This window comes from Paenibacillus sp. JJ1722, from assembly GCF_048282685.1.
GTDB lineage: Bacteria > Bacillota > Bacilli > Paenibacillales > Paenibacillaceae > Paenibacillus > Paenibacillus polymyxa_B.
Genome location: NZ_CP182500.1, coordinates 4,625,579 through 4,640,510 on the forward strand (window position 1 = coordinate 4,625,579; position 14,932 = coordinate 4,640,510).

14 protein-coding genes and 1 other annotated feature (1 of these 15 only partly in view) are annotated in these 14,932 nt (G+C 46.8%); all 14 genes read right to left on the reverse strand.

Features of this window, described 5'->3' with window-relative positions; translation table 11 throughout:
* Positions 1–25: 25 nt before the first annotated feature.
* The 14 genes from ACM1ND_RS20515 to ACM1ND_RS20580 all read right to left on the reverse strand — a co-directional run bounded on the left by ACM1ND_RS20515 (position 26) and on the right by ACM1ND_RS20580 (position 14,730).
* Positions 26–904, reverse strand: a complete 879-nt coding sequence (locus tag ACM1ND_RS20515; protein ID WP_023989949.1) for a M50 family metallopeptidase — start codon at positions 902–904, stop codon at positions 26–28.
* Positions 897–1,742: a peptidoglycan DD-metalloendopeptidase family protein gene (locus ACM1ND_RS20520; RefSeq protein ID WP_418026520.1), complete on the reverse strand. Its 846-nt coding sequence runs from the start codon at positions 1,740–1,742 to the stop codon at positions 897–899. The genes ACM1ND_RS20515 and ACM1ND_RS20520 overlap by 8 nt, the downstream gene beginning before the upstream one ends.
* A 340-nt stretch (positions 1,743–2,082) precedes the next feature.
* Positions 2,083–2,880: a septum site-determining protein MinD gene (gene minD, locus ACM1ND_RS20525; protein WP_013311596.1), complete on the reverse strand. Its 798-nt coding sequence runs from the start codon at positions 2,878–2,880 to the stop codon at positions 2,083–2,085.
* A gap of 3 nt (positions 2,881–2,883) precedes the next feature.
* Positions 2,884–3,546: a septum site-determining protein MinC gene (gene minC / locus ACM1ND_RS20530; protein WP_013311597.1), complete on the reverse strand. Its 663-nt coding sequence runs from the start codon at positions 3,544–3,546 to the stop codon at positions 2,884–2,886.
* Positions 3,547–3,628: 82 nt separating this feature from the next.
* A complete protein-coding gene (gene mreD, locus ACM1ND_RS20535) occupies positions 3,629–4,159 on the reverse strand; it encodes a rod shape-determining protein MreD (protein ID WP_023989951.1) in 531 nt (176 codons plus the stop codon).
* Positions 4,159–4,980, reverse strand: a complete 822-nt coding sequence (mreC, locus tag ACM1ND_RS20540) for a rod shape-determining protein MreC (protein ID WP_023989952.1) — start codon at positions 4,978–4,980, stop codon at positions 4,159–4,161. The genes mreD and mreC overlap by 1 nt, the downstream gene beginning before the upstream one ends.
* Before the next feature lie 55 nt (positions 4,981–5,035).
* Entirely contained in the window at positions 5,036–6,070 is a 1,035-nt protein-coding gene (locus ACM1ND_RS20545) for a rod shape-determining protein (RefSeq protein ID WP_013311600.1), read from the reverse strand.
* A gap of 105 nt (positions 6,071–6,175) precedes the next feature.
* Positions 6,176–6,868 carry a RadC family protein gene (gene radC / locus ACM1ND_RS20550; protein WP_025722728.1) on the reverse strand — a complete coding sequence of 231 codons (693 nt, stop codon included), beginning with the start codon at positions 6,866–6,868 and terminating at the stop codon, positions 6,176–6,178.
* A gap of 13 nt (positions 6,869–6,881) precedes the next feature.
* Positions 6,882–7,490, reverse strand: a complete 609-nt coding sequence (locus ACM1ND_RS20555) for a Maf family protein (RefSeq protein WP_023989954.1) — start codon at positions 7,488–7,490, stop codon at positions 6,882–6,884.
* 22 nt (positions 7,491–7,512) lie between these two features.
* Positions 7,513–7,755, reverse strand: coding sequence for a DUF4321 domain-containing protein (locus tag ACM1ND_RS20560; RefSeq protein ID WP_023989955.1), 243 nt, complete (start codon positions 7,753–7,755; stop codon positions 7,513–7,515).
* A gap of 121 nt (positions 7,756–7,876) precedes the next feature.
* Positions 7,877–9,097, reverse strand: coding sequence for an SPOR domain-containing protein (locus ACM1ND_RS20565; RefSeq protein WP_023989956.1), 1,221 nt, complete (start codon positions 9,095–9,097; stop codon positions 7,877–7,879).
* Positions 9,098–9,264: 167 nt separating this feature from the next.
* Positions 9,265–10,644 carry a UDP-N-acetylmuramate--L-alanine ligase gene (gene murC, locus ACM1ND_RS20570; protein ID WP_013311605.1) on the reverse strand — a complete coding sequence of 460 codons (1,380 nt, stop codon included), beginning with the start codon at positions 10,642–10,644 and terminating at the stop codon, positions 9,265–9,267.
* Between the two features lie 6 nt (positions 10,645–10,650).
* On the reverse strand, positions 10,651–12,027 hold the full coding sequence (locus ACM1ND_RS20575; RefSeq protein ID WP_023989957.1) for a bifunctional folylpolyglutamate synthase/dihydrofolate synthase: 1,377 nt from the start codon (positions 12,025–12,027) through the stop codon (positions 10,651–10,653).
* Between the two features lie 36 nt (positions 12,028–12,063).
* The gene (locus tag ACM1ND_RS20580; protein ID WP_076160842.1) at positions 12,064–14,730 is read right to left on the reverse strand and encodes a valine--tRNA ligase; all 2,667 of its coding nucleotides are present in this window, start codon (positions 14,728–14,730) and stop codon (positions 12,064–12,066) included.
* Positions 14,731–14,783: 53 nt separating this feature from the next.
* Positions 14,784–14,932, reverse strand: a binding site (T-box leader); it runs 136 nt beyond the window's last position.

The following is a 14,932-nucleotide window of genomic DNA, read 5'->3' on the forward strand; positions in this document are numbered from 1 at the left end:
AGCCTCTTCCTTAACTCATAAAACATTATTTGGGCTTGGGTTCTCCACCATCTGGCGGGCGTGTCGCAAAATAAGAGCGAATAAGACGTTGCTCCGGCAGTACGGCTACAATCCGTCCCTGTTCATTCATAACATAAACCATATGATACCGATCTCTTCTGAAAAGACGCAAAATAGGCTCCAAATGTTTCACTGGCAGGGATACAATAGGTAAGGCAATACTCCCCTTAGCTACTTCGCGGTAAAAAAGCTCGTCCCTCCCCAGCAAAAACCGTATAAAACGGTAAGGGATATTCCGATAATCCACAATATTAGAATAAAGCAAAAAAATCCCTACCGCCAGCAGATTTAAATGCATAGGTCCATTTTGCCTTAACAACGGTGAAATACCATACATACAAAATAGCAGACTCGTTACGATACTGGCTCTAAAAGTCCACACTAATGTGCGGTGATAAGAACAAGATAAGCTAATCAATGACTGTAATATTTTTCCACCATCAAGTGGTAAAATGGGCAGCAAATTAAACAGTGCAATAACTGCATTCCCCTGAATTATATAATTTACATAATCATACTCCAGCCCACTCACATTTCTGAACCACAAAAGGATGATGATCATGATTCCGTTTTGCAGAGGCCCCGCTAGCGCAATGACAATCTCCTTCCACGCATTGAGCTTCCCCTGATCCTCAATGACCGCCACTCCTCCAAAGGGTAACATCTGTATGGAAAGCACCCGCGCGCCCAACAACGAAGCAGCTGTCGCATGACCTAGCTCATGAATAAACACCAATGTAAATAAAGTTATGATCTCGATAAAATGTCCAGTTAATATAGAGGTCAGCATAACCAATACAAACAGTGGATGTAATGATAAGGTCACCCCTCGGACATTAATCAAGGGCTACCACTTCCGACGGGTCAATGTATTGATCCCCTCTCTGAACTGCCAAAAACAAAGTTGCCGCCTCGCTGCCACTGTGACCTGCTGGCAGTACACCGATCTCATCTCCCTCCTGAACCCAGTCGTTCACTTTTAAGGTAGAGCGGGAAAGCCTTCCGTAAGTTGCTGTGATACCGCCAGTGTGTCGAACTGTAACCGAAATCCCGCTTTTGGGATGATTTAATATGTCTAATACTCGTCCTGCATCTATACTTTTAACAGCGATTGCCCCGTTGTCGGTAACATTCGGCGTAATTTCTACTCCTTTAAGGCTCAGTACAAAAGGCTGTGTTATGTTGCCTTCGATCGGTGGAGATCCCTTTCGACTTGCGTCAACCTTGTGCGTTTCATGCTCCTCGCCAAAAATCGGCAAAAAGGAAGGAGCTCCGTCAAAATAAGTTTCATACCATTGTCCGACGGCTGCAAAATCCATATCCTTATTCAAGGCATCCGCAATAAACATTCTCAAATTCACTGCATAGGGAATATCCCAACGAAACATTCCCCATACCATTCCAAATAACACCGTTGCTATGACTGATCTTCGCCAAAAGGAAGTCCAAAAAGACGGACCACGATTCGTCCCAAAAGATTGCTGCCAGCGTTGCCGCTCATTTTTCCACTCAGTTTCTGGGTCTCTGGGCGAGTTGGCACTGACTATAGGCATCGACTTCATATCTTTATCCCCGTGCCTGTTCTGATATATGCCAGAGGGATACGTCTCCGCTTTGCTTCCCGCGATTAGCTGCTGTATACGTTCTTCTCTGCGCTGCTTGATTCCGGAATTTTTATTCATCCTGTTCAGCCCCCTCAGCGAGGTATGTTTGATACATCTTATGAGGACGGGCTTCAACTTATGTTGTCCGGTTCGGGAATACGCACCTAAAAATCAAAAAAAACCGGCGCTCGTGCACCGGTTATGTTTTGTATTTATGATATTTATGTAGTGACCCTAAATTTTGAGAAACTGTATTATGGAAATTAAAAAAACAAACCAAAAACACTTAAATAAGATTACTACTTATTTAAGTGTCTAGTATTACAAATGAATACTACTACAGCTCCTACCTTAGAACCAATGGAAAATCACGTAGGAAGTGTAGAAGCAATTTACCAGTCATAACTTCCGGTTTTCCTCATCCACCCATACCAAAAAACTTCTTAAAGCGTGTCATCACGCTTTTCTTCTGGTCCAGCTGCATGAGGGGCACTGTATCGCCCAAAATCCGTCTCGCAATGTTACGGTAAGCAATCGCAGCCTGTGAATCTGGATTCATAACGGTAGGCTCCCCTGTATTAGCTGCTTTAATTACCATTTCATCATCCGGCACAATCCCAATAAGGTCTATGCTAAGCACTTGTAAAATCCCGTCAATATCCAGCATATCTCCGGATTTAACCATGCTATTGCGAATGCGGTTAACCACCAACTTGGGTGATATCACATGTGAGCTTTCCAGTAAACCAATTACCCGGTCTGCATCGCGTACGGCTGCATTTTCCGGAGTGGTCACAACAATGGCCTGATCCGCTCCGGCAATGGCATTTTTAAAGCCTTGTTCAATACCCGCAGGGCAGTCGATCAATATATATTCAAAATCCTTTTTAAGCTCCAAAATAATATCCTTAACCTGCTCCGGCGTAACAGCACTCTTGTCCTTGGTTTGAGCGGCTGGCAGCATATACAGCTCCTCAAAACGCTTGTCCTTAACCAGTGCCTGATTTAAACGGCAACGACCTTCCGCTACATCAACAAGGTCGTAAATAATCCGGTTTTCCAGACCCATCACAACGTCTAGATTACGCAAACCGATATCCGTATCAACCAAACATACCTTTTTGCCGAGCAGTGCAAGCGCTGTTCCTATATTGGCTGACGTCGTCGTTTTGCCGACGCCGCCTTTTCCTGAAGTGACGACGATAGCCTCTCCCATGTGCTACACCCCTTTGAACACGTTAAAATCGCGGCCCAGACGCACAATATTGCTCATTTTATCTATTTGCATAGCGCCATCCTTGAGATACGCAAATTCCATACCGGATTCACGTGTCTCCCATTCGTCTGGTGGACGGCTGATCATTTCGGAAATTCGCAGCTGTGTCGGTGCAAAATAGGAAGCCGCAATAATCGCTTCACTATTTCCCTCCATCCCTGCATGCGCCATGCCTCGCAAAGCGCCGAGGACATAAATATCACCAGTACATGTTATAATTCCACCCGGGTTTACATCTCCCAAAAAGAGTAGGTTCCCATTGTGATGAAGCACTTGACCAGAACGGATAATCCCTGTCACCGTGTGAATAGGGGGCTTTCCCTGCACTTCCACAGGCAGTCCAGGTGATTCTACAGACCTGATGAGCAGATTCCCCTTCTGCTTCAAAATCTCCAGAATACTTTCCTTCTGTTCCTCTGTCACTTCTCGGCTTCCCAGCTTAATATCCACATGAATGATCGGGCCTGTTAAAATATTTTGATGACTGTGCTCCAGCTTAAAACGCAGCTCACCCAGCAAATCCTCAAACTCGCATTGATCGTCCAGCAGGAATACCAGGCCATCTTTGATGCCTTTAATCGTGACATGATTCGATTTCACCGCCATTAGCCTGTCCCTCCTATCTCAATCATTTCGTCCCCGGGACGTCAAATCCCTGCTAACCCGGACAAAATGTGTGTAAAAAGACCTAGACAGCCTCTTCCTTTTTCACACGGGTACCCAAACGCTGCAATTGCTTGCGAACTGGGACATAAATGATGAGGGCGAACAGAAAATGGATAAATAAATCAGGAATCATATACTGAGCAAGTGCCCAATTGAAAGTCTGATGATTCAGCTGGAACAACTGATCAATAGCAAATAGCATAGAATCCAGCAGGAAACTACCAATCAACACGGCTGCCATCATAATGGGCATCTGCGCACGTCGAGCTGTAAAAACAAGCCCCAATAAGTATGCAGACAACCCCATTGCAAAAGAATAAGGTCCAATGATAAACCCGTAGAACACTACATCATGAATAAGTCCAAAAACAATACCTAGCACCAATGCTGTATGACGGCTGTAATACACAGACACAAACAAGATCACGACATACACAAAATTCGGAACCATTCTTGAATGCCAACTATCCGGAAGAAGCCATGGAAGAATCGTCCCTTCAGCTATAAACAGTACAAACAGCAGCAGTATTAGAACCTGACCGCGCATCTTCATTATTCCGGTACCTCAGGAGTGTAGAGGATGAGCAATTCTTTCCAATCCACAAAGCTGGCTGCCGGTTTAATAATCGCTGTCCGTGTTTTGCCAAACTCTCCAACCTGAATCTTCTCTACCGTTCCAATCATTAGGTTTTTGCGGAATTTCCCGCCTGCGCCAGACGTAATAATCTGATCACCCTTTGCGATTGGATCTTTTTCCTCAATGCGAGTCATTTGAAATCTGTTCGTACCCGGATCATAGCTTTCAATCATACCAAACGATTGATTTTCCTTGCCCAAGACTGTCGCTGCAATGGCATAAGAATTCGGATTTTTAGGATCCAATGTAGTCAACAGTGTAACGGTGGACGTAAAATTCCCCGTTTGACTAATGACTCCTACAAATCCTTCAAGCGAACTGACTTCCTGACCAACCTTCGCTCCGTCCTTCTCACCAATATCGATCACAAGCGTTTTGGAATCATTGCTGACACTGTTCACTTGAGCAACACGATAATCATAATTATTCTTCGCCTTTTGCGTTTGGGTGAACTTCAGTTCATTCTGCAGTCTGGCATTTGTTTCAACATAATTATGGGTCTGAATCTGGTCACGAGTCAGCTTTGCTACAGCAATTTTTAACCGTTCATTTTCTTCGTAGATGCTGCGCATATTTCCGATATCTTCAAAGAAGCCCGCTATTGCTGAAGCGGGCCTGTAAAAGATACCTTGCACAAAGCCAATTGAATCTCTGGCGAACTTCTCGGGCCAGGTTAAGGAATTTCTCTGTCCAAGTGTAATCCCCATAAGGGCAATAAACAGAACGATTCCGATCAATAGAACAAATAGTCTTTTATTGCCAAACAGCTTAAACAGTTCCTACACCCCCGATTCAACGTTTGGAACGGACGGCAGAACTGCTGCGCGATTTGAACAAATGAATATTTTCCAGCGCTCTGCCTGTACCGATTGCCACACAATCCAGAGGATTTTCCGCTACGATCACCGGCATTCCGGTTTCACCTGCCAACAGCTTGTCCAGATTACGCAGAAGTGCTCCACCACCAGTAAGTACGATTCCTCTATCCATGATGTCCGCTGCCAACTCGGGAGGGCATTTTTCCAGTGTTACTTTGACCGCATCCACGATTGCATTGACTGTATCCGATAACGCTTCGCTAATTTCATCAGATGTAATCGTAATCGTCTTCGGCAAACCTGTTACCAGATCACGTCCGCGGATTTCTGAGGTTTCCACTTGCTCTAATGGCATAGCTGAACCAACTTCCATTTTCAGTTGCTCTGAAGTCCGTTCACCAATCATCAGATTGTATTGGCGCTTCACGTATTGGATGATGGACTCGTCCATTTCATCGCCAGCCACACGCACGGAGCGGCTTGTTACAATCCCGCCCAGGGAAATGACTGCCACTTCGGTTGTACCTCCACCGATATCGACAACCATACTGCCTGTAGGCTCCCATACAGGAAGATCAGCGCCAATTGCTGCTGCAAACGGCTCCTCTATCGTATATGCCTCTCTTGCGCCTGCTTGCTTCGTCGCATCTTCAACAGCACGCTGCTCCACCGCAGTAATGCCTGAAGGCACACAAACCATCACGTTCGGATGGCGCGGAAACAAAGAGCGTTGTGCTTGCGCCTGACGGATAAAATATTTGATCATCGTTGCTGTCGTATCAAAATCAGCAATGACACCGTCCTTCATCGGACGAATCGCACGTATATTTCCCGGTGTGCGACCGATCATTTTTTTCGCAGATTCACCAACAGCCTCAATGGTTTTTGTATCTGTACGCAAAGCGACTACAGATGGTTCACGAACCACAATTCCTTTACCTCTTACGTATACAAGCGTGTTTGCCGTCCCCAAGTCTATTCCCAAATCTTTTGTAAAGCCACCCAGCATGATGTAATCTCCTTTTCTCTTCCCTGAAATCTGTTATCCATGTATAAACGGTTTATTCAGGCCGGATTATCCGGTCGTGTTTAAATGTTTGATTTAAATATTATATTATATTAGACCTTGTTCCTTCAAACTTACAAAGGTCCCGTCCCCGATCACAATATGATCAAGCACGTCGATACCCACGATGTTGCCCGCTTCCATCAGGCGGCGAGTCAACTGGACATCCTCCGGGCTTGGCTTCGGATCACCGCTCGGATGGTTATGAGCGCAAATGATTGAAGCACTGCTGCATTTGATTGCTGCCCGAAATACTTCACGAGGATGCACGATGGCAGAATTCAGGCTACCCATAGATAGTGTTTCCTGAGCAATGACATGATTTTTAGTGTTAAGGAACAAGCATACAAAATGCTCTTTCTGCAAATAACGAAGCTGCTCAAACAGCAGATCAGCCACATCCCGCGGGCAACTAATCACCGGGGTCTCCAAATGGCGAGACAATGCTAATCGACGCCCCAGTTCGATACCCGCTTTTAGCTGTATCGCTTTAGCATCCCCAATGCCCTTAATCTGGGTCAACTCGCTCAAGCTCATATCCACCAGTTGACGCAAATTTCCTGCCTGCTGCAAAATACGCTGCGCTAAATGCACCGAAGACTCATTTTGCGTTCCTGTACGCAGCAATATTGCCAGCAACTCCGCGTTGCTTAAGGCATCCGCCCCATATGTCATCATGCGCTCTCTTGGTCGTTCTTCATGGGGGAGGTCGCGAAGCATCAGTATTGGCGACTCCAGCATATGTTTATCCCCTTTATGGACGCAACACATTCACTCCAAAATCGGACAGCATGTCCGACAGCAAGGAAAGCGGCAATCCTACGACGTTAAAATAACAACCCTGAATAGATTCCACCAGCGTAGCACCCATGCCTTGAATGCCATACGCTCCTGCTTTGTCAGACGGTTCACCAGTATTCACGTATGACACAATTTGCTCTTGACTCAGAGGCTTCATTGTAACCTCCGTTTGGCGATGTCTGACAAGCATTTCGCCGGTTCCGGTATGTATGCAGGCTACCCCGGTGTACACACGGTGTGTCCTTCCCTGCAATGCAGTCAGCATGCGAACCGCGTCCGCATGGTCGGCAGGCTTGCCCAATACCGAACCATCCAGCACGACAATGGTATCACTGCCAATCACCAGTCCGGCTTCCTTCGACTGAGCGGCAGTGTTCACGACCGCTTCGGCTTTGCGTGCCGCAAGGGTCTCCACGATTTGCTGAGGCGTCCAGCTCTCAGGCGTGCTCTCATCCGCATGACTCGGCACCACCTCAAAGGGGAATCTCAAAAATGCGAGCAATTCCTTCCTTCTTGGTGAAGTCGATGCCAGAATAATGCGGGGCGTAATTTTCCCGTCCATAAGGGAAGCTCCTTTTCATCAGTTAGAGCCTGCGGTACAGCCAGAACGCGGCAATGATGCCGATCAGACTAAGCAGGCTCAATTCAAAATTTATCGTTATGTTGTAGCTGATAATATCCAGGTCCGCTCTCGGCGACCAAGATATCCTAGTGGGGTGGGTCAGAAAGGAAAGGAACTTGATCGATTGAAGGGCTTTGGCAATCCATGCACCCAAGAGCCAACCGAGCAACAAAAACAGTATAAGCATTCCTACATTTTTTTTCATCCTGATCTTCCCTCGCCATTTTTTGACACCTTCATTATTATACGGTGATTTGTACTGCAATACAAACAGAAATCCGGCATGGGGAACTATTTCCAGTTCCTTGCCGGAAAATATGGTTAGCTTATTGTTTTATGAATTGGATAAATTCCCTCTCACGCAAAACATATTCCATCATGGAGGATTGAATCTCCCAAATGTGTTCCTTGGCTGTGTTCTTGTTATATTCCCCAATTGCAGAGATCGCACTGTTCATCGCCTTTTCAAGTGAGGTTGCGGAGACAGCCGCTTCCTTCGAAAGCCCAGTGGGAAGTGCAGTGATATTTTGTGTCCACTGCTGATGCAGGTCGTTCAGCTCCTTCATGTCGGAGGCTGGCACCGTATTCGGACCTCCTTCTCCGAGCAAGGTTGAGGAAAGTCCGCTCAACTTACCCACCAATGAACTGCTTAACTGAAAAAAGCTAGTGAGTTTATCACCTTCGCCTCCGTAAGCTGCTTTTTCGAATCCAGGCAATTCAAGCTCACGAACATACAAATCGACTCCTTGTGTTTTCAACTGATTGCTGAGCAACTTGGCTTGCTCCCTATCCGGCGATATTCCTGCATATACCCGGTTTTGGTCCTCGGTATCCCCTCCTGCTGCAATGCCTGCCTTCAACAGTTCTTCTTTTGCTTGTAAGGCCCGTTCTGGAGTGCTGAAAACCCCATATTGCAGCAAATAGTAGGTTTGTGGAGGTACCTGAGCCTCTATGACAGTGACAGGGACAGAATTCTCTTTTGCAGATATTGCATCCACACCAACAGATTCTTTAAAGACCGGTACTGCCTCCTCTACTGAAGGATCTGATCCCGGGACCATGCCTCCTCCGTTAAACAGTAACAACATAATATATCCAAACATGCCTCCGGTCACCAGCGCGCTGGCTACAGAGCCAACCAGTTTCCATCTTGAAGGGTGGGGCGGACGCTTTCTGTACTCTTGGACAGAATGATAAGCTTCCTCATCCTCTTCCAGGCTATCTGGTAGAACTTCCGCATCTGACCAGGAAGCCGCCGAACGACCAAAGGGGTCATCCCATCCCTCTTGTACTCTTAATGTTGGAGCAAAACGCCGACTTGAAATGCGTTTGTTCAGATCCTCAGGCTCGTTGATCTCTGATTCTTGCGTAGCTACAGTATTTTTCTTCATTCCTCTGTTCCGTTCCGTTCCTTTATGCGAGTTATCAGTTTCACGCTGTTCGTTCGTAATCGACTCGTTTTTGTACGGAAGCACCTGTAGCTTATCCTCCCGGCTTGTCTCCGGCAACTGTTGGTCGAACCGGAATGTCATCTTGGTCTTGTTCATGGATGCACTCCCTCCTTGTCCCATACTTCCTCATAGTCTGTTGTATGAGTCAAGCTAAGAATATATGCCCCAGCATTACAAAAAAAGGGTATCCCGAAACACAGTCGTGTTCGGAATACCCTCGAATAAATGTAATTCATTGGCGTAACAGCTCATTTTTATACGTATTACACTTGCTGTCCGCGAAGATGGCGCGCTAACGCGTCACCTGCTTTCCAGATATCTCCCGCTCCCATCGTCAGCACAAGATCACCCGGCTGTAAGCGATCTTTCAACTCCTCGATCACAGCTTCTTTGGTCGGCAAATAGATTGCATTCGCATTGCTGTTTTGGACGATTAAATCCACGAGCTTGGAAGAATGCACGCCTTCAATCTGTTTTTCTCCCGCTGGTGAATAAATATCGGTAATTATGACTTCACTAGCCTCGCTAAACGCGCGGCTGAACGCATCGAGCAGGAAAAAGGTGCGGCTATAGCGTTGCGGCTGGAATACAGCAATAATACGTTTGCCAGTCGCTCTCGCTGCGCTAATCGTAGCCTCAATCTCTGTTGGGTGATGCGCATAGTCATCAATAATCAGTATGTCATTGCTTTCACCTAGTACTTGAAAACGACGCTTCGCGCCGTGAAATTCCACAATTGTCGCAGCGATTTGATCGAATGGAATCCCTGCTTCCAAACATGAAATCACAGTCGCCATCGCATTATACATGTTATGTTTACCCGGCACTGATAGTTCGATCGTTCCGAGTGCTGTTCCCTTGCGGCTCATAGTGAAGCTTAATCGACGGTCACCTAATTGGATATCTGTCGCCATATAATCCGCTTCATGCTCCACTCCATAAGTAATGACCCGAGTCTGGAGTTGAGGCAGCATTTCCCGGATGTTCTGATCATCTGCGCATACAATAGCCGCCCCATCCGGTCGAATTTGACTCAAAAACTGTACATAGGCACTTTTCAGACGATTAAAGTCGCCATCGTAATTTTCCAAATGATCCGCTTCAATATTGGTTACGATGCCTTGCCAAGGATGATATTGCAGGAAAGAACCATCACTCTCATCCGCCTCAGCAACGACAAACTCGCTTTTACCTGCTTTGGCATTCGTTCCCAAATTCGTGATTTCGCCGCCAATAATATACGTTGGATCAACGTTACATCTCTCCATAACCAGAGCGATCATGGAAGAGGTTGTCGTTTTACCGTGCGCACCCGCAACAGCTATTCCCTTACGTTCGTTAAGCAAGCGAGCCAGCATCTGCGAACGGTGCAGAGTTGGAATATTCAATTCCTCCGCTGCCACCCGCTCCACATTGTCACGTGACAATGCTGTTGAATAGACGACGATATCCGCGCCTGCAATATGCTCAGGCGTGTGTCCAATATATATTTTTGCGCCTTTTGCCGCCAGTTTTTCTGTCAGCTCTTGTGATGCCACATCTGAGCCAGTCACGGTATAACCCATCTCCAGCATGACCCGAGCAATCGCGCTCATCCCGTATCCGCCGATACCGATAAAATGAACATGTTCCGAAGTAATCAACAAATTTCACCAACCTTTTTCCGAATCGGTTTGATACATAAGGGTAGCCCGTACATCCGCAATAAGGTACAGCGTGCCGGACACCACCCCCAGATCTTCCGCTTCCGTATGTGACTGAAGCAGGCCAAGAGCCTTTTTCCAGTCACCTTCTACAATTATTTTTAAATCCGTTTTGGCATAAGACGGCCGCAGCTTCTCCACGAGATGAGCCAATTCAGCGGCATTCATTTTGCGGCGAAAATCGGGCTCGGTCAGGATAAGCGTATCCACTAGTGGCAGTATATGCTGCAAGTATGCTTCATGATGCTTGTTTGACAGCATCCCCATCATTAAAACCAATTTTTTGTACGAATACACTTGAGGAAGACTCTTGGCCAGCGTCTGTGCTCCTTCTGGATTATGAGCTCCATCAAGGACAATCCTCGGCGAGGTACTGACTTGTTCGAGACGCCCTGCCCAGGCAGTTTGCCTAAAGCCCTCCAGCAGTTCTGCATCATCCAACACAAAAGCCATATACTGACGTAGGACCTCAAGTGCCATCATAGCTCCTGCCGCATTAGAACATTGGTGCTCGCCTAACAACGTGATGTCAATTTCCATATGTCGGAAGGGCCCCGCGAATGAAAAGGTCTGAGCTGTTTCATCCCCATTTAGCCGTTCATACGTAAACTGTTCTCCTGCCAGGTACAAGGTAGCTCCTTGCTTTGCCGCCGTTTCACGTATGACCTGAATAGCCTCGGGTTGGGAAACACAACTGACGACAGGTACACCCGGTTTGATGATACCAGCCTTTTCCCTTGCAATCTGTTCGAGCGTATCTCCCAAAATATCCGTATGATCATAGCCGACATTCGTAATAACCGAGACGATTGGACTCACGATATTAGTTACATCCATCCTTCCCCCGAGACCTGTCTCCCATACCACAACATCTGGGAAAGATACCGTAGCATAGTATAAAATAGCCAACGCTGTCGATACCTCAAACATCGTAGGTGATCCCAATTCACTATCTGCGATTTCTTTCACCAACGGATACAAGCGATTGGCAAGCAAAACCAGCGTTTCATCGGGAATATCGGTCCCATTGAATTGAAAACGGTTCGTAAATCGGGTGATGTACGGAGATGTAAAAGTTCCGACATCGTACCCACATTTCAGTAGCACAGAGGTCAGAAAGGCACAAGTCGAGCCTTTACCGTTGGTTCCCGCAATATGCACAAACTTCAGATGTCGTTGCGGATCACCCAACTTACTCATTAGCTGTTCAATTCGTTCCAATCCGGGTCTGATGCCAAACGGAATCAAGCCGTTAATCCATTCCACTGCTTCATCATAGCTTTGTAAAGGAGCCGTATCTCCGCCCCTGATCGTATCTGACATCCTCTTCACCTTCAGGTCATTTTATTGTGAGTGAAATTATCCCTTGAGTTCTTCAATACGTGCGATAACTTTAGCGCGCTTATCTGAGTAATCGGCTTGCTTGGCCTTTTCTTCCTCGATGACTTTAGCTGGTGCCTTCGCCACAAAGCCTTGGTTAGATAACTTTTTCTCCACGCGCTCCACTTCACTGTTCAAATGCTGAAGTTCTTTTTCCAGTCTGCTAATTTCCTGGGCAATATCAAGCAGTCCGGCCAGCGGCAGGTATAGCTCTGCGCCGCTAACTATAGATGTCATCGCTTTATCTGGAACGGTGAATTCTAATCCTGCGTCGAATTCAGACGTATTACAGAATCTACGTACATATTCCCCATTGCGGTTAATGATATCGAGAACGGCTTGATCGCCGGGTTTTATGAGTAATTCAATTTTCTTACTCATCGGCACGTTGACTTCAGCGCGGATATTGCGTACAGCGCGAATTACGTCGATCAGCAAATTCATTTCAGCGACTGCATCCTTATCCTCAAAAGCCGGATCATAAACAGGCCAAGCGGCCAGTGTAATCGTTTCTCCCTCATGCGGGAGATGCTGCCATATTTCCTCAGAGATAAACGGCATGAACGGATGAATCATGCGCAGCGTCCGATCCAATACATATGCAAGTACGGATTGCGTTTTCTTTTTCGCCTCTGCATTGTCGCCATATAGGGAAAGCTTCGCAAACTCAATGTACCAGTCGCACAAATCATCCCAAATAAAGTTATACAGAAGGCGGCCTGTCTCGCCAAATTCATAAGCATCTATTAGACGCGTGATGTCGCGTGAAGTTTCGTTTAGACGATGCAGGATCCAACGATCAGCGGTGCTCAAGTCACCAGTAATGTCTATATCTGCCGAAGTGACGCCTTCCAGATTCATCAGCGCAAAGCGTGACGCATTCCAGATTTTATTGGCAAAGTTACGGGCCTGCTCCACCCGCTCCCAGCGGAAACGAAGGTCTTGCCCAGGCGTGCTACTGGTGGAAATCATATAACGCATGGCATCGGTACCATATTGGTCAATCACGTCGAGCGGATCAACACCGTTGCCGAGGGATTTGGACATTTTTCTACCGTCCGCATCACGAACCAACCCGTGCATAAGTACGTCCTTGAACGGAATCTCTTCCGTAAACTCCAGCGCGGTAAAAATCATACGCGATACCCAGAAATAAATAATGTCATAGCCTGTAACCAAGACATTAGTCGGATAGTAGCGTTTGAGGTCCTCTGTCTGCTCAGGCCAGCCCAGTGTCGAAAATGGCCACAAAGCCGAGCTGAACCAAGTATCCAGCACATCCTCATCCTGTTTTAGCTTTCTGCCAGCGTACTCAGGCAAAGTTGTAGGGTCCGCCGCCGATACAATAACTTCTCCGGTTTCCTCATCGTACCATGCCGGAATACGGTGTCCCCACCATAATTGACGGGAAATACACCAGTCACGCACATTTTCAATCCAATGCAGATAAGTACGTTCAAAGCGATCCGGTACAAAGTTTACCCCGTTGCCAGCCTTCTGCACTTCAATCGCTTTAGCTGCCAGAGGCTTCATTTCCACAAACCATTGTGTGGACAGATAAGGTTCTACAACTACACCTGTACGCTCACTGTGGCCTACTTGGTGTACGTGCTCTTCAATACGAATCAGTACGCCTTGCTCTTTCAGATCAGCGACGATTTGCTTACGGCAATCGCTACGATCAAGGCCCTGATATTTGCCTGCTTCGGCATTCATCGTTCCCGTTTCATCCATCACCGTAATTTGTGGCAGCTGGTGACGTTGTCCCATTTCAAAGTCATTCGGGTCGTGAGCCGGTGTAATTTTAACCGCGCCGCTACCGAAATCTTTATCAACGTAGTCATCCGCAATGACCGGAATTTCCCGTCCGATGATTGGGAGCACAAGCGTTTTGCCAATCATTTGCTTGTAGCGTTCATCTTCCGGGTGTACAGCTACTGCTGTATCGCCCAGCATCGTTTCAGGACGTGTAGTAGCTACCGTAATAAATCCGCTACCGTCTTTCAGTGGATATTGCAGGTGATACAGATTTCCGTTCACCTCTTTGTATTCCACCTCAATGTCCGATAATGCAGTACGTGCAGCGGGGTCCCAGTTAATGATGCGTTTACCGCGATAAATCAGACCCTTCTTGTACAGTGTAACGAATACCTCGCGTACCGCTTGGGACAGTCCCTCATCCAGCGTAAAACGCTCACGAGAATAATCTAGAGAGAAACCCATTTTTTCCCATTGATTGTGAATGTTATCCAGATAAAGTTCCTTCCACTCCCACACTTTCTCCAAAAACTTCTCGCGGCCCAAATCATAACGTGTCAGGCCTTCTTCACGCAGCTTTTGTTCTACCTTTGTTTGGGTAGCAATACCCGCATGGTCTGCCCCTGGCAGCCACAAGGCATCATAACCCTGCATCCGCTTGGCGCGAATAATAATATCCTGCAAAGTAAAGTCAAGAGCATGTCCAATATGCAACATACCTGTAACATTCGGTGGTGGAATAACGATTGTAAAAGGCTCTGCCTCTGGATGTTGCCCGGCGCGGAAATAGCCCTTTTCCATCCACGTTTTGTACCATTTTTGTTCTGCTGATTTTGGATCGTACGTTGTTGGCATTTCCAAGGTTGTCTTGTTGTCTTGTTCTGACATATCAGGATACCTCCATGATTTTTCAATTGGCAAATAAAAAAAGCCCTTCATCCTCAAAGGACGAAAGGCTGTTCTCTCGCGGTACCACCTTTGTTTCACCCCTAGTGTATGTATCCACTGATCCATTACACATGGTGTGACACTTTATGCAGATAACGGTTGCGGACCGGCCTTATTCTACCGTGAACCTCTTATCTTCCGT

What these genes read in the sequence shown, in the direction of transcription:
- ACM1ND_RS20575 (WP_023989957.1), bottom strand. Translation starts at nt 12,027, where the DNA reads ATGTCAGATACGATCAGGGGCGGAGATACGGCTCCTTTACAAAGCTAT.
- ACM1ND_RS20520 (WP_418026520.1), bottom strand. Translation starts at nt 1,742, where the DNA reads ATGAATAAAAATTCCGGAATCAAGCAGCGCAGAGAAGAACGTATACAG.
- ACM1ND_RS20555 (WP_023989954.1), bottom strand. Translation starts at nt 7,490, where the DNA reads ATGGACGGGAAAATTACGCCCCGCATTATTCTGGCATCGACTTCACCA.
- ACM1ND_RS20545 (WP_013311600.1), bottom strand. Translation starts at nt 6,070, where the DNA reads ATGCTGGGTGGCTTTACAAAAGATTTGGGAATAGACTTGGGGACGGCA.
- mreD (WP_023989951.1), bottom strand. Translation starts at nt 4,159, where the DNA reads ATGAAGATGCGCGGTCAGGTTCTAATACTGCTGCTGTTTGTACTGTTT.
- ACM1ND_RS20560 (WP_023989955.1), bottom strand. Translation starts at nt 7,755, where the DNA reads ATGAAAAAAAATGTAGGAATGCTTATACTGTTTTTGTTGCTCGGTTGG.
- radC (WP_025722728.1), bottom strand. Translation starts at nt 6,868, where the DNA reads ATGCTGGAGTCGCCAATACTGATGCTTCGCGACCTCCCCCATGAAGAA.
- minC (WP_013311597.1), bottom strand. Translation starts at nt 3,546, where the DNA reads ATGGCGGTGAAATCGAATCATGTCACGATTAAAGGCATCAAAGATGGC.
- minD (WP_013311596.1), bottom strand. Translation starts at nt 2,880, where the DNA reads ATGGGAGAGGCTATCGTCGTCACTTCAGGAAAAGGCGGCGTCGGCAAA.
- ACM1ND_RS20565 (WP_023989956.1), bottom strand. Translation starts at nt 9,097, where the DNA reads ATGAACAAGACCAAGATGACATTCCGGTTCGACCAACAGTTGCCGGAG.
- ACM1ND_RS20580 (WP_076160842.1), bottom strand. Translation starts at nt 14,730, where the DNA reads ATGTCAGAACAAGACAACAAGACAACCTTGGAAATGCCAACAACGTAC.